Annotated in this window: 20 protein-coding genes and 3 pseudogenes; 10 read left to right on the top strand and 13 right to left on the bottom strand. The window is 68.1% G+C overall.

Features of this window, described 5'->3' with window-relative positions; all coding sequences use genetic code 11:
- Positions 1 to 100: 100 nt before the first annotated feature.
- From RM704_RS06175 to RM704_RS06160, 4 genes are all read right to left on the bottom strand, one after another.
- Positions 101 to 439 (bottom strand): hypothetical protein, encoded by a 339-nt coding sequence (locus tag RM704_RS06175; RefSeq protein ID WP_157856822.1) that lies wholly within the window; start codon positions 437 to 439, stop codon positions 101 to 103.
- The gene (locus RM704_RS06170; protein ID WP_033532194.1) at positions 436 to 642 is read right to left on the bottom strand and encodes a hypothetical protein; all 207 of its coding nucleotides are present in this window, start codon (positions 640 to 642) and stop codon (positions 436 to 438) included. Before RM704_RS06170 ends, RM704_RS06175 begins: the two co-directional genes overlap by 4 nt.
- Positions 643 to 806: 164 nt before the next feature.
- Positions 807 to 1691, bottom strand: coding sequence for an ISAs1 family transposase (locus RM704_RS06165; protein ID WP_311589951.1), 885 nt, complete (start codon positions 1689 to 1691; stop codon positions 807 to 809).
- A 234-nt stretch (positions 1692 to 1925) separates the two neighbouring features.
- Positions 1926 to 2243: a hypothetical protein gene (locus tag RM704_RS06160; RefSeq protein WP_033532301.1), complete on the bottom strand. Its 318-nt coding sequence runs from the start codon at positions 2241 to 2243 to the stop codon at positions 1926 to 1928.
- A 322-nt stretch (positions 2244 to 2565) separates the two neighbouring features.
- Between RM704_RS06160 and RM704_RS06155 the strand changes: the two genes are divergently transcribed.
- The 5 genes from RM704_RS06155 (at position 2566) to RM704_RS06135 (ending at position 6159) form a co-directional block, all read left to right on the top strand.
- The gene (locus RM704_RS06155; RefSeq protein ID WP_078937528.1) at positions 2566 to 2901 is read left to right on the top strand and encodes a transposase family protein; all 336 of its coding nucleotides are present in this window, start codon (positions 2566 to 2568) and stop codon (positions 2899 to 2901) included.
- Positions 2902 to 3098: 197 nt separating this feature from the next.
- Positions 3099 to 3605 carry a DUF2617 family protein gene (locus RM704_RS06150; protein ID WP_033532195.1) on the top strand — a complete coding sequence of 169 codons (507 nt, stop codon included), beginning with the start codon at positions 3099 to 3101 and terminating at the stop codon, positions 3603 to 3605.
- A complete protein-coding gene (locus tag RM704_RS06145) occupies positions 3602 to 4006 on the top strand; it encodes a DUF4247 domain-containing protein (protein WP_033532196.1) in 405 nt (134 codons plus the stop codon). Before RM704_RS06150 ends, RM704_RS06145 begins: the two co-directional genes overlap by 4 nt.
- Positions 4007 to 4104: 98 nt before the next feature.
- A complete protein-coding gene (locus tag RM704_RS06140; protein WP_033532197.1) occupies positions 4105 to 4542 on the top strand; it encodes a DUF350 domain-containing protein in 438 nt (145 codons plus the stop codon).
- Between the two features lie 12 nt (positions 4543 to 4554).
- Positions 4555 to 6159 (top strand): polyamine aminopropyltransferase, encoded by a 1605-nt coding sequence (locus tag RM704_RS06135; RefSeq protein ID WP_052146549.1) that lies wholly within the window; start codon positions 4555 to 4557, stop codon positions 6157 to 6159.
- 54 nt (positions 6160 to 6213) lie between these two features.
- Here RM704_RS06135 and RM704_RS06130 read toward each other — a convergent pair.
- Positions 6214 to 7221 (bottom strand): annotated as a pseudogene (locus tag RM704_RS06130) (transposase); the annotation flags it as partial.
- 251 nt (positions 7222 to 7472) lie between these two features.
- On the opposite strand from RM704_RS06130, the gene RM704_RS06125 reads away from it, so the two are divergent.
- Entirely contained in the window at positions 7473 to 7874 is a 402-nt protein-coding gene (locus RM704_RS06125) for a hypothetical protein (RefSeq protein ID WP_052146550.1), read from the top strand.
- Between the two features lie 430 nt (positions 7875 to 8304).
- Positions 8305 to 9009, top strand: a complete 705-nt coding sequence (locus tag RM704_RS06120; RefSeq protein ID WP_311590251.1) for a hypothetical protein — start codon at positions 8305 to 8307, stop codon at positions 9007 to 9009.
- On the opposite strand, the gene RM704_RS06115 is transcribed toward RM704_RS06120, so the two are convergent.
- From RM704_RS06115 to RM704_RS06105, 3 genes are all read right to left on the bottom strand, one after another.
- Positions 8939 to 9616 (bottom strand): MFS transporter, encoded by a 678-nt coding sequence (locus RM704_RS06115; RefSeq protein ID WP_052146551.1) that lies wholly within the window; start codon positions 9614 to 9616, stop codon positions 8939 to 8941. The two genes, RM704_RS06120 and RM704_RS06115, sit on opposite strands and share 71 nt — an antisense overlap.
- A 41-nt stretch (positions 9617 to 9657) precedes the next feature.
- Positions 9658 to 10719 (bottom strand): terpene synthase family protein, encoded by a 1062-nt coding sequence (locus tag RM704_RS06110; protein ID WP_033532199.1) that lies wholly within the window; start codon positions 10717 to 10719, stop codon positions 9658 to 9660.
- An 80-nt stretch (positions 10720 to 10799) separates the two neighbouring features.
- Positions 10800 to 11822: a polyprenyl synthetase family protein gene (locus tag RM704_RS06105; RefSeq protein ID WP_033532200.1), complete on the bottom strand. Its 1023-nt coding sequence runs from the start codon at positions 11820 to 11822 to the stop codon at positions 10800 to 10802.
- A gap of 461 nt (positions 11823 to 12283) precedes the next feature.
- On the opposite strand from RM704_RS06105, the gene RM704_RS06100 reads away from it, so the two are divergent.
- Complete coding sequence (locus RM704_RS06100) at positions 12284 to 12874, top strand: isochorismatase family protein (protein ID WP_033532201.1); 591 nt, start codon at positions 12284 to 12286, stop codon at positions 12872 to 12874.
- A 123-nt stretch (positions 12875 to 12997) separates the two neighbouring features.
- A complete protein-coding gene (locus RM704_RS06095) occupies positions 12998 to 13378 on the top strand; it encodes a hypothetical protein (RefSeq protein WP_311589941.1) in 381 nt (126 codons plus the stop codon).
- Positions 13379 to 13504: 126 nt separating this feature from the next.
- Here the strand turns inward: RM704_RS06095 and RM704_RS45465 are convergent, their stop codons facing one another.
- The 3 genes from RM704_RS45465 to RM704_RS06085 all read right to left on the bottom strand — a co-directional run bounded on the left by RM704_RS45465 (position 13505) and on the right by RM704_RS06085 (position 14927).
- On the bottom strand, positions 13505 to 13666 hold the full coding sequence (locus tag RM704_RS45465; RefSeq protein ID WP_438828899.1) for a hypothetical protein: 162 nt from the start codon (positions 13664 to 13666) through the stop codon (positions 13505 to 13507).
- Between the two features lie 187 nt (positions 13667 to 13853).
- Complete coding sequence (locus tag RM704_RS45460; RefSeq protein WP_438828893.1) at positions 13854 to 14285, bottom strand: transposase; 432 nt, start codon at positions 14283 to 14285, stop codon at positions 13854 to 13856.
- Positions 14286 to 14531: 246 nt separating this feature from the next.
- Positions 14532 to 14927 (bottom strand): cupin domain-containing protein, encoded by a 396-nt coding sequence (locus RM704_RS06085; protein ID WP_033532202.1) that lies wholly within the window; start codon positions 14925 to 14927, stop codon positions 14532 to 14534.
- 52 nt (positions 14928 to 14979) lie between these two features.
- Between RM704_RS06085 and RM704_RS06080 the strand changes: the two genes are divergently transcribed.
- Entirely contained in the window at positions 14980 to 15972 is a 993-nt protein-coding gene (locus tag RM704_RS06080) for a GlxA family transcriptional regulator (RefSeq protein WP_033532203.1), read from the top strand.
- Positions 15973 to 16175: 203 nt separating this feature from the next.
- On the opposite strand, the pseudogene RM704_RS06075 reads toward RM704_RS06080, so the two are convergent.
- Together RM704_RS06075 and RM704_RS06070 are read right to left on the bottom strand one after the other, a co-directional pair.
- Positions 16176 to 16760: pseudogene (locus RM704_RS06075) on the bottom strand (IS701 family transposase); the annotation flags it as partial.
- A gap of 197 nt (positions 16761 to 16957) precedes the next feature.
- Positions 16958 to 17225 (bottom strand): annotated as a pseudogene (locus RM704_RS06070) (IS5-like element IS4811 family transposase); the annotation flags it as partial.
- Positions 17226 to 17272 lie beyond the last annotated feature (47 nt).

Genomic DNA, 17272 nt, shown 5'->3' with positions numbered 1-17272 from the left:
CATAGTGCCGGGCCGAGCCCGGGCGCCGGTCCAGAGCGAAGCGGGCCGCACGGAGTTCTGGTTCGGTGAGTTCACCGGCTTCGCGGCGGCGCTGGCAACCTCAGCACAGATAGATCAGATGCCAAGGGTTGGGGAAGTCCGGCTGTAAGCCGGTCCTACGGAGGAACGCCGGGGGCTTCGTCGCGGCGGAGTCTTCCAGGGTGACGATGTCGTGGGGCTGCGGGAGCTGCCGGGTCGGGTGGGACATCGAGCACTCCGGGCTGAGCGCGAACAGGAGCCTTCGGGTGGCGTCGGACATGCGAGGCGGCTCACCCTGGTCGACGAGTGCCTCCTCTTCGTACTTGACCTGATACCAGAGCCGTTCGAACCGACGAAGGGTTTTCTCGATACCGGTCGCTTCGCTGATGCCCGCACCCCAGTCGCGGACCTGCAACGTCAACTGGCCGAGATGGCCATCGTCAGACGATGTTCGGGCACCTTGGCCAGGCGGAACGCGTTGTGGACGCCAGTGGGGCTCTTGGCGGCCGCTTTGGCCAGCTCCCGGATACTGGGCAGCCCGGCCCGGCGATGCAGGTTGTGCAGCTCCTGGTTGAGGTCTCGGCGGGCACCGGGTGGCAGGTCCGGCCGTTCGATCACTCCCATATGGCTCTTGCCCTTCTCTCGTGCGAGTCCGCCGTATCAGCGGGCGGCGGGGTTACGTCGTCCAGCGCGAGCGATCCGACTCCGGCGCCATTCGAGCCGTGCCCACCGGGCGCCCCAGGCAGCCAGTGCGACGAAGAGGCCGGACGCGATGTTCTCAACGATGTTCATGGGGCAACCCTCCCAACGCGTATGGCGCGAATGGACAGATGCTTCGCGAGCTGGGCCGGGGCCGCCTGCTCGGCGGTCAGGCTGGTGACCGCACAGACGGTGGCGATGGTGACCTTGCCGGTCTTGCGGTCGGTCTGGCGGCGCTTGATCTGGACCGCCTGGCAGGCGCCGGGGAAGAGCAGGTTACTGACGGTGGCGACCTTGATCCGGCGGAACTCGGAGCGGCCGTGGCCGCTGCCCAGGGTGCGGCCCTGGAGAGGAATTGCCTTCCAGGGCAAGGACTTGAGCTTGCGCAGCTTCTTCTGGTTGCCCTTGACGATCGCGATGTAGTGGGCCCGGCGGCCCAGGAGGTATCCGGCGTGCTCACGCTGAGTGTGGAGCGCGTCGCTGGTGACCACGGTTCCGGCCAGGTCGGCGACAGTGTCCAACAGCGGCTGGAAGCAGGTGGTCTCGCCAGTCTTCTCCCCCACGTTGAGCTGGGCCAGGACCAAGCCGGACGTGTGCTCCAGGGCGGCGCGCAGGTGGACCTTGCGGCCGCGGGCTTTGGCCGCGCCGCGCAGGCTCTTCCCGTCCACGGACAGCCCGCGCAATCCGGAGCTCTCGGGGCAGCGGTCGGCGAGCCGGCCGCCCACGGCCCGGTCCAGCGCGTCGCCGTCGATGCGGGCCAGCAGCCGGCGGACCGTCGCCTCCGCCGGCGGCCGTCGCGGCAGCACCGGATCAGGCTGCACGCCGAGCCGTTCCAGCACCTGCGGTGGTGCGTCCACGATCCACTCGCTGGCCGCGAGCAGTGAGGGGCCCCCGGCCAACACCGCACACGCGGCCAGCGCGAGTACGACTGGCAGGGCGTGCCGAACCCCGCGCGGATCGCGAGGATCTGGCACCTCGGCCAGCCGTTCCAGCAGACCCGGCGCCTCCCCTGGCACAACCTGGGGCCGCTCGCGAGCTGGTCAAGGGCAGGTGGGATCAGCGATGATGCGTCGGCAGGCACGGTCTTCCAGGCAGGTCACGGGGCGTAGAGAACTCCATGATCTTGGAAACCGTGCCTGCCCTGTTCGCCAGGAGCCGTCAACCGGCAGACCGAAGATTCCCTGGTCGACCGTCGTTTCTGCCGAGGGCTAACCGAGCGGCAGCTCGACACGTCGTCCGAGGCCGATCTCCTCCGCCTCATCGTTCGTGACCATCGCGAACACTCCGCTCGGGATGCCCGGAAGCCCAGCCGCGCCAGACGCCACGGCCAGGAGAACCTCCTCAGTGGCTCCGGTGATGAAGAAGACGTACACCCCGTCGTACTCCTCGCCATCGTCATACACCTCCGCCGCCTCCTGCTCAGCGAGGAAGTCCTCGACCTGGTCGATCCACGGGAAGGGATAGGAACCTTCCGGAGCGCTTGAGGCTTCCCCAAGGGGCACATGAATCTCGACGACAATGTCCATGAGGATCATTGTCGCTGGTCAAGGCCATGTAACAGACTTCGCTCTCGGAGCACCGCGAGACGCGACAAATCAGCGTGAACCGGACATCACCTGACTGTGCCGAAGCCTTGTCTCCAGGCAGGGGCATTGCGCGATTGGGATTGGTCCAGTTCGCCGGTCTCGTGAGTGACGTCTCGTCATGTCCGTTGTGCGGCAAGGAATCCCGGAGAGCGGAGCAGAGCAGGCACGGTGCTGGTGATCATGTGGTTGCCGAGACCCATGAGAACCGAGCGAGACTGTACCTACCCGAACATCATCGCCCATCCCTTCCGCACTGGAGTAAATGGGCTTCCCGACTGATCCCCTCACCCCAGGCAATGTTGCTGACCTGCGGCGTTTCCTGAGCCCGGTCGCCGATCCCCGCGATGCGCGAGGACTGCGGTATCCGGCCCTCGCGTTGCTGTGCGGAGCCGCCCCGGTGGTGCTGACCGGGGCTCGCTCGCTCATCGCGATCAGCGAGTGGATCACGGATGCCCCGCAGTATCTTCTGGGTGTCCTCGGCTTCGCTGCCGATCCACCTACCGGTCTGCGGCCGTGCCGCACGCCGCCACTGTGCGCCGCCTGCTGCAGCGTGTGGACGGTGACGCGCTGGGCGCCCGCCGCACCCGAGCCGGATTGACGTCGCCGACCAGGGGCTGGTCCTTCGAGGAACTGACCCGCGAGCAGGTCCCAGGGGGCTTGCGCGAAACCCTGCGCGGAAAAACTCCTCGGGGGTGGGGAGGCCCTTCACCCCCGTCCCTCCCCACCTCTCAAGTCCCACGAACACATGTGCCATAATCGAGCGCCGATCATGGCAGGAAACGACCGGGGGGCCGTGTGAACGCCGTCTTTCTGAACGCCCCCTATCTGGACACGGATGCGGATCAACTCTGCTTCTCGCTGGACCTGACGGAGCGTCCGGCGCTAGCGGAACGTGTGGTGTCGCTCGGCGGGCTGGACGTGCGACTGCGGCTGCTCGGGGCATCGCACCAGGTGTTCGCTGGTCCCGTGCGGGAGACGGTGGCCTGTCTGCAAGGCGCGGTGAGGGGTCTGCCCGAGACCTGCACCCGTCATCTGCCGGGCCGGGTCTACGACTTCGGCGCCACCACTCGCCGACTGGCTCCCGAGGACTTCAGTGCCGAGGTGACGCGGATCCTCGGCCAGGCCACCGACGCCGAGCACAGCCTGTGCGGGGTCTTCCCCGGTTCGCCGGAGGCGGTCACGGCGGTGGTCGTCGAGACGGTCGAGGGACCGCACGGGGCCGCGCTTGTCTGGCGCACCTGGCACACGTATCCGCAGAACGGCCAGATCGTATCGACGCTCAGCAGGCTGGAGGCCCGATGAACAGCGCCCGACTCGTCCGCGCAGCGGTGGCGGCCGCGCTGGCCGCGACCCTGCTCACCGCCTGCTCCAGCGACGGGGACAACGACGCGGTCCCGCGCGAGTGGATCAGGAAGACGTACACCGCGACCGGGGCGGACTGGCTCGACCCGGACAGCACCCCGAGCAAGGTCGCCCAGGCGATCCACACCAAGCGCGCGGCCCTGGACCGTGCGTCCGGCGACAGCGCGGAGTTCCTGCGCTATGGCGACGACATGGTCACTGTCTCGCCGTACCGGAGCGGCAGCCTGATCGAGATCGAGGACTACCGCAACGGCTACCGCCGCCACAAGCAGCACCTCACCTACTGGCCGGACCCGGACAGCGCGAGCTTTCGTGGCGGCGGCCCCGGCGAGGGCAAGTAACGCCCGGTGACCGGCTGGATCATCACCCGGCGTATCCCACGCTCCTCCCGTACAGCGCCTGATCACGCCCCGACCCCCTCCCCAAGAAAGGCAACGCAGTGACCGAGATCTTCGAGTCGACCGGCCAGGCCCTGCTCTACGGAGTCGTTGGCCTCGCCGTGATGGCCGTCGGCTTCATCGCGCTCGACCTTGTCACGCCGGGCAAGCTGTACCACGTGGTGTGGACCGACCGGAACCGCGGCGCGGCCGTCCTGCTGGGCAGCCAGTCCGTCGCTGTGGGCCTGGTCATCATGAAGGCCATCGAGGCGAGCGAGTCCGAGCAGGGCCTCGGCTACGGCCTGGTCAGCACCCTGCTGTACGGCCTGGCCGGGGTGCTGGTGATGACCGTCGTCGGCATCGTGATCGGCGTGTTCACGCCGGGCCAGATGGGCGCGGTCGTCCTCGACGACCAGGACAGCCGCCCGCATCCCGCCGCCTGGGTCCAGGCCGGCATGTACCTGGGCACCGGGTTCATGGTCGGCGCGGCGATCTCGTAACGGCGCCCCACGATGAGCGCCACCACCGGGCAGGGCCGCGACACCACCGCGGCGCCCTCCCGCCCCCCGGCCGTGCGGCACACCCGGGGAGCTCGCTTCCTGCTGCTCTTCGCCGTCTTCCTCTGCGCGGCCTGCGGCCTCGTGTATGAGCTGGCTCTGACCGCGCTGGGCAGCTACCTCATCGGCAACTCGGTGCTCCAGACCTCCGTGGTGATCTCCGTGATGGTGTGCGCCATGGGGCTCGGCTCCCTCGCCGCCAAACCCCTGTGCCGCCGCGCGGTGGGCGCTTTCGCGCTCGTGGAGGGCGTGCTGGCGCTGGTCGGCGGGCTGTCGGTGCTGGTGCTGTACGCGGCGTTCGCCTGGCTCCAGCTGTACACCCCGGCGATGATCGTTGTCGCGGTGGCCGTCGGCGTGCTGATCGGCGCCGAGATCCCGCTGCTGATGACCCTGCTCCAGCGGATCCGGCGCCAGGAGGCGGGCAGCGCGGTCGCCGACATGTTCGCCGTCGACTACATCGGAGCGCTCCTCGGCGGCCTGGGCTTCCCGCTGTGGCTCCTGCCGACGTTCGGCCAGCTCAAGGGCACGCTGGTGGTCGGCGCGGTCAACGCGGTGGCCGGTGTCATCGTGGTGGTGTTCATCTTCCGCCGGGAGATCCGGCGCTGGGTGCGCAACGCCCTACTGGCCGGGGTCACGGCAGTACTGGCCGTGCTCGGTACGACGTACGCGTTCGCGGACGACCTGGAGGTGACCGCGCGTCAGCAGATGTACCGGGACCCGATCGTCCACGCGGAAACGACGTCGTACCAGGAGATCGTCGTCACCCGCTCCACCGCCTTCACCGGCGCACCGGACATCCGGCTCTTCCTCAACGGCGACCTCCAGTTCAGCTCCGTCGACGAGTACCGCTACCACGAGTCCCTCGTCCACCCCACCCTCGCGGGCCCCCGCGCCAACGTGCTGATCATGGGCGGCGGCGACGGGCTCGCCCTGCGCGAGGTGCTGCGCTACGACGACGTACAGCACGTCACCCTCGTGGAACTCGATCCGGCGATGACCCGCCTCGCACGCGGCTTCCAGCCTCTGCGCGACCTCAACGACAAGGCGCTGGACGATCCGAGGGTCAAAGTGGTCAACGCCGACGCCTTCAACTGGCTGCGCGGCGCCCGCCAGCACTACGACGCGGTCGTCATCGACTTCCCCGACCCGGACACAGCGGCCCTGGCCAAGCTGTACTCGGTGGAGTTCTACCACCTGCTCCGCCAGGTCCTGACGCCGCAGAGCAGGGTGATGGTGCAGAGCGGGTCGCCGTTCTTCGCGCCGAAGACATACTGGTCGATTGCGAAGACAATCGAGACGGCGGGTTACTCAACCGCTGAGTTCCAGGTCGACGTACCGAGTTTCGGCAACTGGGGCTTCGTCCTGGCCGTCCCGGGCGGCGGCACGTCCCCACCGCTGCGGCTGGCATCGAGCGCCCCGCAACTGCGCTACCTGGACGAGGCGGTCCTGAAGGCCGCCGCAGTGTTCCCCGTGGACCGCCGCCGCCAGGACGTACGACCGAGCACGCTGATGGACCCGGCCGTGCTGGAGTACGTACTGGACGAGTGGGAGAACTACTGAGCTTGTTCTTTATCTACCAAGATCTTCCGGGCTTGCCGATGGCCTTGAGGCTCTCGGGGCGTTTGACGGTTTTGCCGACGGGGCTTCACGGTCCTTCGACAGATGCTCGACCTTCAACCGGATCAACGTGCCCTCAGCCAGGGGAAGTTCACCGTCATGGTCGAGCCATGAGGAGCGGTGGGTGAGCCTGGGGTGGACCCGGTCCCATGCCTGCGTCTCGGCCTTGCCGTGGTTGGTGGTTGCGGTGACCGTGGTGATCGCGGGCTCCGGCCAGGTCTCCGGCTTGGCGAAGCGGAATTCCGGGCCGTGCTTGGGCGGCCGGCCGCCCTTCGGGTCGTTGACACGAGGCGGCTTCGGCAGTCGCATGACGCGGTCGGAGCGGACCCGGCCGACCAGCTCGACCGGCAGATCGCGCAGGACCCAGGCCAGGCGGGTGACGTCGTAGCCGGCATCGCTGACGATCACGATGTCCGGGTCCCCGGTCTGCCACTGACCCGCGGCGATGAGCCGTTCAACGACTCCCCGTAGCTGGGCGGCGGTGACCGCGGTGGCGTCGTCCACCGGTCCGAGCCGGACCGCGTCCAGGATCGCGGTCCAAGAGGTGGCACCCGGCTCCAGGACGGCGACGAAGGAGTAGGGCCAGCCCGGGATGAACTGCGACGCCGTCTTGGCCCGGCCGTAGACGTGGCAGCACAGCCGCTCGGCCGAGCACGGCGCGTCCGAACGAAGCCATGGCGACACATCGACGGCAAGGACCAGACGCCCGCCGTCGAACCGCGGCAGCGACAGCTCGGCCAGCACCGTCCGCACCTGCTCGACATCGATCCGGCCGTGGTTCAGGCCTCCGTACATCGCTCCGTGCCCGCGTCTATGCTCGGGCAGCAGCGCCAGGTCCACCAGGGACTTCACCGCACCATCCGCACACCGCACCGCATCCGTCAGCTCGAACAACTCGTCGCGCCGAGCGGTCAGACACTCGTAGAACTCGCCCCGGAAGCGTGACGCTTCCGCGAACGCATCCCTCCGCACAACATCAGGCAGCAGACTCACCCTCACGGCCATCGTCTCGGTCACGTGCACCTTGGTCGGAGCACAGGATCAGACGAAGGCCGCCTCAGTGTCTGGCGAATGCCCAGGCGAGCGACCCAGTTCGAGGAACCGCTCGGATCTCATAGTGAGTCCGGAACTGACTCCCCGGAACCAGACGCGCAGGCGGACAATACTCCGCAACCCAACAGCTATCTAGCCCCCCTGGATAACTTCAGCTAGTGGGGCTAGACTGTCGAACTCCCCAGCTGCTGCAAGGAGTTGGCATGACTGACGGCCAGATTATGGAACCACCTCAGATCTTCGCCCGTCGAGCCGGCGACGGTTGGGTGCTACACATGGAGGGCGTGGAGCCGACCTATATACGACGCCTGGACGGTGCGATTGAGCGCGGACGCAACCTTATGGAGGCAGGTGAAGTGCCTGGAGTCGAACAGGGGATCGTACTCAAGATCGACCTCGGCGACGAACTCAATCAACGCGTCAAGGCATCAACGCAGGCCACCGTCGACGCGCACAAGGCCCAAATGGCGGCCGCAGTAGAGCTACGGCGCACAGCCGCAGCACTCAACGAGCACGGCCTGACCGGCAGGGACATCGCGCACGTCTTGGGAGTCTCACCCCAGCGCGTCTCGCAGTTGCTCAACGACCAGCAGGCCCGAGGTTGAAAGACAAGCTGAGAAGCTGTGCCAGGACCGGTGTTCTGTGACGCACTGAGATGGGTGGACCGGTCGATGGAGCTGAGCGGCTCGCCGGAAGGAGCCAGAGGCAGCCACCTCCCGATCCTGGTCGCGGACACCATCAACGAGGTGAGCGCCTAGTCAAAGTGGATCGGCGATCCGGTCCGCAGCTTCCACACCGTGACCAGCGGGTGGCGAGCCAGGTCGACACAAGTCGGCTAATTGTCACTCTCGTGAGAAACGTGCGTTCTATTTACTGTTGCAGCGCAACGCACCACCCACCACGAACCAGGAGGGTTGGGTGTGCCGGTGAGTTTCGGCTCTGGTCCAACTTCTGTGGAGCCCTCACGCTCTTAACCTGCCGGGACTGGATGGCCCTTCGTCACTCGCTGACAGACCCGTTTGGGATCCTGCCCGCATGGACTTCGACCTTGCCCCACCAAACGGCGTTGGCTCGTTGCGGATTGGTATGACTCGACGTGCTGCCAACATCGCTTTGGACTCGCTCCGCGATCTTTCTGCGATCTCGGAGTCCGACCGGCCGGGACAGCACGTGTTCCGTCCCAGCGGGCTGATGATCAGCATCCACTGCATGCGCGACATGCTCGTAGCTATCGAGCTGGGAAGACCCTCGCCACAAGCGGATCGAGTGTTGTTCCAAGGCGTGGACGTGTTCGCGCTTCCGGCCCGCGAGGTTGTCCGGCGCGTCGGTGAGCTCACCTCGATCGAGGAAGATCCTGACGATGATGCTTCCTTCATCGCCGCGGACTTGCTGCTGAGCTTTTGGCGTCCGTTCGCAGCCGACGATGAGCCGGAAGAAGAACAGGGGCCATCGGCACCGGATTCACCCTCGCAGCCCTGGCGTTCGCCTTCCTCCCGTGGTGGGAGAAGCGCCATCCCGCACGTCCGCTCCTTCGCCCACATGGTCACCGAGTTGGAGGGCGAACAACTGTCGGAGTGGATCACATCCGTCCGCGCTGCCACCGACCTGCCCAGCCTCAGCCGGTTCGCCCAGCACCTCGAACGCGACCTCGACGCCGTCATCGCCGGCCTCACGCTGCCCTGGAACTCCGGCGTCGTGGAAGGCCGGGATCGGTCCAGCCGCGGACCGGGCCTTGGATGATCGACCAGACCAGGGCCCCCACCCCGCAGGTGACCGCCCCCATTCCGGCCCTGTCCAAGGGTCCGGGGCGGGGGTGGCGGGATTCCGGCACCCAGCGTCCGGTCGCCGCCAGGGCCCCGACGACCACGGGTACGTTGATCCAGAATCCGGCCCGCCAGCCGTAACGCTCCACCAGCAGGCCGCCGATGACCGGCCCGCCTAGGGCCCCGAGGCCCGCCACGCACGTCCACACCGCCACGGCCTTGCGGCGGGCGGCAAGATCGGGGAACACCACGGTGATCAGCGAGAGGGTGGAGGGCATCAGCAGCGCCGCACCGCAGCCCATCGCCAGCCGCGCCGCGACGACCTGGCCGGTGCCGGTGGCCAGCCCCCCGCCCACCGAGGCCGTCCCGCACAGGGCCAGGCCGAGGATGAAGGCGCGGCGTCGGCCGTGCGTATCGCTCCACACTCCGGCCGCAAGGACGCAGCAGGCCAGCGCGAGCGTATAGCCGTCGGCTATCCACAGCAGACCCTGCGGACCGGGCCCCAGATCCCACTGGAGGCTCGGCAGGGCCACGTTCATGACGGTGACGTCGAGACCGATCAGGAACAGTCCGGTACACAGCACTGTCAGGACCTTGCGAGGGTGTGTGGCGCGCGGCGGCGCTGTCATGGTGCGATGTGCTCCCACCACCAGGCGATGGTCGGGTAGGGGAGCGGCTCGTCGGTCAGGTGTGCGGGGGGCGTGCGGGTGCGACGGATGTCCGGGGTGGCTTCGGGGGCGAAGTAGCGCATGCAGGTGGTGGCGAAGGTGATGTCGCCGCTGATCACCCGCTCCACGCCGGTGAGGTACCTGCGCAGGTCCGGGCTGGCGGTGGGGAGGATCTGGTCGCGCAGGCGGAGGTAGCAGGCGAGCATGGTGTCGCGAATCCGGATGCCTTCACGCATGGCCTGTTCGACGGTCCAGTCGGGATGTTCGTGCTGGAGTGCTCCGAAGACGTTGTAGCTGATCTGCCCCAGGTCCTTCTCCTTGCACAGGGAGTAGCGGTCGTTGTCCAGAGCGGCGGTGAAGAGACCTGCTTCGGTTGCTGCTTTCACCAGGGGCGAGGACCATTCCTGAGCGGTGAGTTCGGTGCCTTCGACCGCGTCGAGGTAGCCGAGCGTGGCGTGGATGCCGACGGCGTCGAGGCGCAGGGCCAGGTAGTCGTCGACTGTGAGAGCGGTGCCGCCCTCGCGTAGGGCCCTTTCCCAGAGCATGGCGTTCAGCCAGCCGGCCTGGGTGGTGGTGAACCGTTCGTACTGGACATCGCTCATACATGCGCGCAGCCGCTCGAGGGCGTTGCGCAGCGCGTCGTCGAGGTGGGTTGTGCGGCCCTCCCAGGAGCGTGAGCAGAGCATGGTGCGAGCCCAGCGGTACACGGCGTGGAGGACGTCGGCCCTGGCGTCCGGGTCGGGCACGATGAAGTCATCGGTCATGAAGGCCCAGCTGCTGTAGTCGGCCAGTGCCTGGGCCAGGTCAGGGTTCGTGGTGGCGTGCGGGAAGATGTGGGTGATCGTGGCGGCCCCTCCCATCCCGTACAGCGCGGAAACGTTCGGATCGCCGCCGCCGAGGTCGAACTTCTGCGCCCAGGCGACGCTGTTGGCACTCAGGCGTTCCACATCGGTGCCCGTTTCCTCCTCGAGGGGGCAGTAGAAGGTCCAGAACCCCTCGGGCAGGTCGGCAGGGTGCATCTGTGAGTTCTCCCTTTTCGGTTGATGGAACGGCGTGCGGAACCGGTGTGGGCTTTGGGGACAGCGTTGCCCCAGAAGGGTCAGTGGTCGCGGAGGGTGATCAGGTCGGCGAGGGCCGCCAGTTCGGCGGCCGCCACCGGCTCCGGCCGCACTTGGTCCAGGAGGTGCAGGGCGTCGGCGGTGTGGCGGCGGGCGCGGCGTAGTGTGGCCTCCCGTGCGCCGGTCTGCTCGATCAGGGCCCTGGCCCGTGCGTAGTCCTCCTCGCCCATCGGCCCGTTGGCGCTGTAGAGAGCGCGCAAAGACCGGACCTGGGGGGTGTGGCCGGCCATAGCAGCTGCGACAGGGACGGTGACCTTGCGCGTACGCAGATCGGACAGGGCGGGCTTGCCCGTCAGCAGTTCCTCGCCCCAGATGCCCAGAACATCGTCGACGCACTGGTAGGCGATGCCCAGACGCCGTCCGAAACCGTGAAGGAGCTGGGCACGCCCTTCGGTGGCGCCGCCCGCGATCGCGCCGAGCTCGCAGGCGCAGGCCAACAGCGCGCCGGTCTTGCCGGCCGCGACCGCCGCAGCCTGGTCCTCACTGACGTCTGTACCGGATTCCATGAGGGTGTCGAGGTACTCGCCCTCGATCAGCGCCTGCACGGCGGCCAGCAGCACCGGCACCGTCCGGCCCGCGTCCGGCGCCTCCGCAAGGGTCTGAACGGCGGCGAAGAACAGAGCGTCGCCCGCGAGGATCGCCACCGGTACGCCTTTGGCCGCCCAGAGAGCGGGCCGGCCGCGGCGCAGCGGATCCTGGTCGATGACGTCGTCGTGGAGCAGGCTGGCGTTGTGCACCAGTTCCACCGCCACCGCCGCCGCCCGCGCAACGTATGGGTCGGCGCCCACCGCCCGGCACGCCAGCAGGGCAAGAGCCGGGCGCACACCCTTGCTGACAGGCGGCGCGTCCAGGACCGTGCCGTCGTCGGTCCACCAGCCGAAATGCAGCCCAGCGACATGCCGGATCCGAGGAGGCAGAGTGTGAACCCGGGACCGGATCAACGGACGCACCAAGGTCGCGGCCTGCGCGAGAATCGTCTCGCAGCCACGAGGTGAGTCAGCCACTCGCACCCCTTTCCGGGATAAGGCCATGGCCACGTCAGAATCAGGGCGCAGGCGGCCAGAGGGACAGGGAGTGACGACCAGCGCGCGACGCACACCCCCGGCCCACTCCACTTCCGTGCACGACGCACTGCGCCGCACGCGCCCGGCTATTACGGGCCGGCCAGCACACCGGTAAGGGCGCGGGTCCCCACAGAGAGTGAGCTCCGTGGCTGCGGGGGCACCGTCGAGTTCGACTTCCTTGGCCGCACGGTCCCGAACCCGGCCGATCGATCCGGTGCACCAGACGGCGGACAACCCACAGGTGTGCCAGGTGCTTGAGTCTCGGCCAGGTGCTCGACCCGCAGCTGGACCCATTCACCAACTGCGTCCCTATCGGGTGAGTACGGGCGAGTACTGCGTCGGCCCACCGACGGAGGGAGCGACCATACCGGCAATGGGTTCTTCCGACGGAAAGGGTCTCCGTGCGCCGTGCACTGATCGTTGTTGATGTGCAGAAGGACTTCTGCGAGGGCGGCAGCATTCCGGTGAAGGGCGGCGCGGGCAGGGCCGTGGCCATCGCCGACCTGGTGCGGCGCGCCGATGGCAGGTACGCGCACATCGTCGCCACCCGTGACCACCACATCGACCCGGGGGACCATTTCTCCGAGCACCCGGACTTCCAGAGCTCCTTCCCCGAGCACTGCGTCGTCGGCAGCGAGGGAGGCGAGTTCCATCCGGACTTCGCACCCGCCGTCACCTCCGGTGACGTGCACGAGGTCTTCTACAAGGGGGCGTACTCCGCCTCGAAGAGCGGCTTCGAGGGCTCGGCTCAGGACGGCACATCACTGGCCGACTGGCTGCGCGCCCGCCACATCAGCAAGCTCGACGTCGTCGGCATCGCTACCGACCACTGTGTGAAGGCCACCGCGCTCGACGGCGTACGAGCGGGCTTCGCCGTCCGGGTCCTGCTCGACTACACCGCCGGCGTTGCCGCCGATACCACCAGCACCGCGATCAGTGAGCTACGCCAAGCCGGTGTGGCGCTGAGCGGCAAGCCAGTCGTCCTCGCCTGAGAAGCCGTTGTCGTACCGAACTTGATGGGCTCGTTTCCGCAGTTCAGGCATGATGCCGGATCGGCGAGGAAGGCTCGGGCCGTCGGGTTGTCTCGTCGGTGGAGGTGTCGGGCGGCGTCGGTCGTGGGTTTGCTGGAGGAGCGGGAGCTGGCCGCGCGGGAACGCGTGGAGGGGCTGCGCGAGGAAGCGGACCGGGTGCTGGCTGAGCTCGCGGTGGCAGAGACGGACTGGCAGGAGTGGGTGATCGCCCGACAGCGGGTGGGTGAGGTCTTGTCCGTGCCGCGCGAGACCGCTGTGACCGGCCCGGCCCTGATCGAGGCACTGTCGGTGCCTGAGGCGGTCCCCGCCCCCGAAGCGCCTGCGGGGGCGCCCGCGCCGAGGGCCGTGCGGGCGCGTTCGGTCGTGCCGGTGTGGCGGCCAGCGTTGTCGGCGAACATGCTCGCGGTGGACTACCAGCGGATCCTGGCCGCGTTGGCGGAACGCCGCTCGGGCGGGGCGGGGTGATGACGTGCCAGGAGATCGCCGTCGTGCTCGGGCTAGAGGTGGGCCCGGCCAGCGTGGAGGGAGTGCGGTCGAAGATGAAGCGGCTCGCGGACCGCGGCTGGGCCTTGGAGCCGGCGCCGGGCCGGTTCACGCTCGCCGACGGGCCAGCCTGCGGCTCATGAGCATCGTCATCGACCACAGCACCATTTGCTCGTGGACGGCAGGCAGTGTCTCGTAGTCGCGCACCAAACGGCGCGAGCGGAACAACCACGCGAACGTCCGCTCCACGCACCAGCGCCTCGGCAGCACCACGAACCCCACGACATCGTCGCTGCGCTTGACGATCTGACGGTGAGCTGGAGCTTCTGCCTCGCCGAAGTGACCAGGCGGCCCGCGTAGCCGCCGTCAGCCCACACCAGGACGACCTTCTTGTAGCGGTTCCGCACGCGCTTCAGCAGGGGCACGGCCGCGTGGCGGTCCTGGGCACTCGCGGTGGTCACCATGACCGCAGGAGAAGGCCGAGGCAGTCCACCACGATGTGCCGCTTGCGCCCCGGCACCTTCTTGCCTGCGTCGTACCCCCGTGAAGAGGCCGGCACGGTCGCCGCAGCCCGCACCGACTGCGAGTCGACGATGGCGGCGGTCGGTTCCGGGTCGCGGCCGGCGTGCTCGCGGACCAGGCCCCGGAGCCGGTCGTGCAGCTCGGCCAGCAGGCCCTTCGCACCCCATCGTCGCGCGAAAGCGTAGACGCGGTTCCACCCGGGGAAGTCGCTCGGCATCGCTCGCCACGTGATGCCGCCCGCGACGAGGTAGCGCACAGCGTCCAGCATCTGCCGATGGCAGGAGCCCTCCGGCTGCCCGCCTCGGCCCTCCAGCCAGGGCGGGACCGGCATCGCGTCCCGCACGACCGCCCACTCCGCGTCACTCATGTCCGAGGGGTACTGCGGCTCCCGATCCGGATGGTCGCCCGCATTCCCGAACCGGTGAGCGAGGCAATCACACGACCGTGCACCCGAGTTGGACTGCGCCGGCTCAGGAACCGCAAGACTGCGACACAAGGGTCTCCTGATCAGCCGTTGGGAATTCGACAATCCCGAGCTGGTCAGGAGTCCCCGCCCTCGTGCCTGGGTTGCGGCAAGATCACCCGTTGGTAGTCCCGACTTTTGCCTGTCCGCTCACGCGTTGAGGATGTGTCCGGTCGTCGCGTCCACGTGAGCGGGGATCTCGTCGTGGCGGTCGCCCACGGTCGGCGTCCCGGTCGGCTCGAACATGAGGATCGCCGCTCCGGACGGCGCGTACGGCTTGTGCTCCGTACCTGCGGGGACGGTGAAGACCGCCCCCTGCCGCAGCAGGACCGTGCGCTCATCCTCGGGCTCGCGCAAGGAGATGTGCAGCTCCCCGTCGAGCACCAAGAAGAACTCGTCCGTGTCGTCGTGGACGTGCCAGATGTGTTCGCCCTCGACCTTGGCGACCCGGACGTCGTAGTCGTTGACGCGCGTGACGATGCGCGGACTCCATAGTGCATCGAAGGAGTCCAGGGCCTGGCGAAGAGAGATCGGCTGGTTGCTCATGGCCTCATCCTCGGCAGCTTCGCATGGGCAGCGTGAGTGCTAGGAATTGCACATGGCGAAAGAATCCTCGCACCAAGCTCACGCGGCAGGCGTACATCGGGTGGTCGTGATCGTGGACGAGAACTCGAACCCGTTCGAGCTCGGCTGCGCGACGGAAATCTTCGGCCTGCGCAGGCCGGAGATCGGCCGCGATCTCTACGACTTTCGGCTCTGCTCCCCCGAGCCCTCCACCCCGATGCGAGACGGATTCTTCACCCTCACAGCAGTCGCCGGCTTGGAGGCAGCCGATACAGCAGACACCTTGATCGTCCCCAACCGCCCTGACGTCGAGGTGCCCCGCCGACCCGCCGTGCTCGACACCATCCGACGGGCACACGCGCGCGGCGCACGCATGATCGGCTTCTGCAGCGGCGCCTTCACCCTGGCCGAGGCCGGAGTCCTCGACGGGCGCCGGGCCACAGCCCACTGGCAGTGGGCTGATGCCTTCCGTGCCCGCTTCCCTGCCGTCCACCTCGAATCAGACGTGCTGTTCGTGGACGACGGTGACATCCTCACCGCCGCAGGAAGCGCGGCCGCACTCGACCTCGGCCTGCACGTGGTCCGCCGCGACCACGGCGCCGAGGTTGCCAACTCCGTAAGCCGACGGCTGGTCTTCGCGGCGCACCGCGACGGCGGGCAGCGTCAGTTTGTCGAGCGACCCCTGCCCGACCTCCCCGACGAATCCCTGGCACCCGTCTTGGCCTGGGCGCAGGAACGGCTCGACTCACCACTCACGATCTCAGACCTTGCGGCGCGGGCGGCGGTCAGCCCGGCTACACTGCACCGCCGCTTCCGGGCGCAGCTGGGAACGACCCCGTTGATGTGGCTCACGGGGGAACGGCTCGCCCTGGCCTGCCGACTGATCGAGCGAGGCGAATCACGCTTCGAGGTAGTCGCACGGCGGAGCGGTCTGGGCACCGCTACCAACCTGCGCACGCTGATGCGTCGCGAGACGGGCATCACTCCGTCGGCGTACAAGCGCCGGTTCGGACCCGGGGTGCACTGACGGCAAGGACGTCCATCCATGCCAGGGCCAGCTGAAAGATCGCACGACCGAGTCGGCATAGTCGAACTCGCGCTCAGCATGATCGGTATGACAACGGCTTCTCATAGGACTCCGTTAGGTCTGTCTCGAGCTTGGCGTCGTGTGTGTCCTGCTGGGTAGGGGCTGCTGGCAGGTGGTGCAGATGCCGGTCCAACACCTCGGGATGTTCTGGAGGGTGTCGAGGACCTGGTAGAGGGTGAGCCCGGTGCGGGCACTTTTGGGGCCAGGCGCTGTTCGGTGAGGAAGGCATGGGCGGCGGTCACGAGGGTGACGTGGTGGTGCCAGCCCGCCCAGGAACGGCCCTCGAAGTGGTCCAGGCCCAGGCCGTGCTTGAGTTCGCGGTAGTCGTGCTCGATACGCCAGCGGACCTTGGCCAGGCGGACCAGGTCGGCGATCGGGGTGTCGGCGGGCAGGTTGGACAGCCAGTAGTCGGTCGGCGCCTCGGCATCGGCGGGCCATTCGATCAGCAGCCAGCAGTCGGGCAGGATCCCGTCCCACCAGCCCTGTTCGGCTGAGGCTGCGGCCTTGATCGGACGCTCGACCGCCTTGCCCGCAGGCCGCACGCGCACCGCGGCGAAGCGGGAGCGTAACTCCCCTCGCGAGCCGTGTCGCCAGGTGACAGAGGTGAATGTCGTGGCGCCGAGGCCGGCGGCAAGGGCTGCCACCGAGGGTGCGGGATCCCGGTGGTAGCGGGGCTGGGGCCAGCAGCCGACGGGACCGTTGCGGGCCGGAGTGACGGGCACGGCGTCGAACTACCGCACGGCACCGCCAGCCCGCTTCAGCGGTGGCACCGTCGACTTGTCCCAAGTGGCCGACTTCAGCCACCCCCCTGCCATTTCTGACCTGCCCTGAGCTCGTTCCGTCCGGTCCAGCGGACTGATCAGGCGGCTTCTGGCATCACGTAGCCGTGGGTGACGTCACGGCGTTCGGATGGGTGGGTCCTGCGGCGGGTGAGCCGTCGGGTCATCAAGGTGATGGCGGCCCAGGTGATGAGGGATTCGCTCATTCCGGGGAGGCGTTCGTGGTCGCGGCAGTGGCGGCGGGCCCTCATGATCCACGACCGGGAGCGTTCCACTACCCACCTGCGTGGAAGGACGATGAAGCCATTGGCGTCGGGCGGGCGTTTCGCTGTCTCAGACGATGGAGATCTCGGGGTGAGTGAGCGCGAGGCGGAACAGAAGTTTTTTGGCGGGGATGCTGTCGTGGGCGTCGGCGGTGTACGGCGCGGACGAAGCGTCGCTCCGTCCCTTGCTTCCGTCCC

Origin of the sequence: Streptomyces gottesmaniae (assembly GCF_031845845.1) — a bacterium.
In the GTDB taxonomy this organism is placed as follows: Bacteria; Actinomycetota; Actinomycetes; order Streptomycetales; family Streptomycetaceae; genus Streptomyces; species Streptomyces akebiae.
Note: the sequence above shows the minus strand (reverse complement) of the source record. Positions and strands in the feature narration are given on the sequence as shown.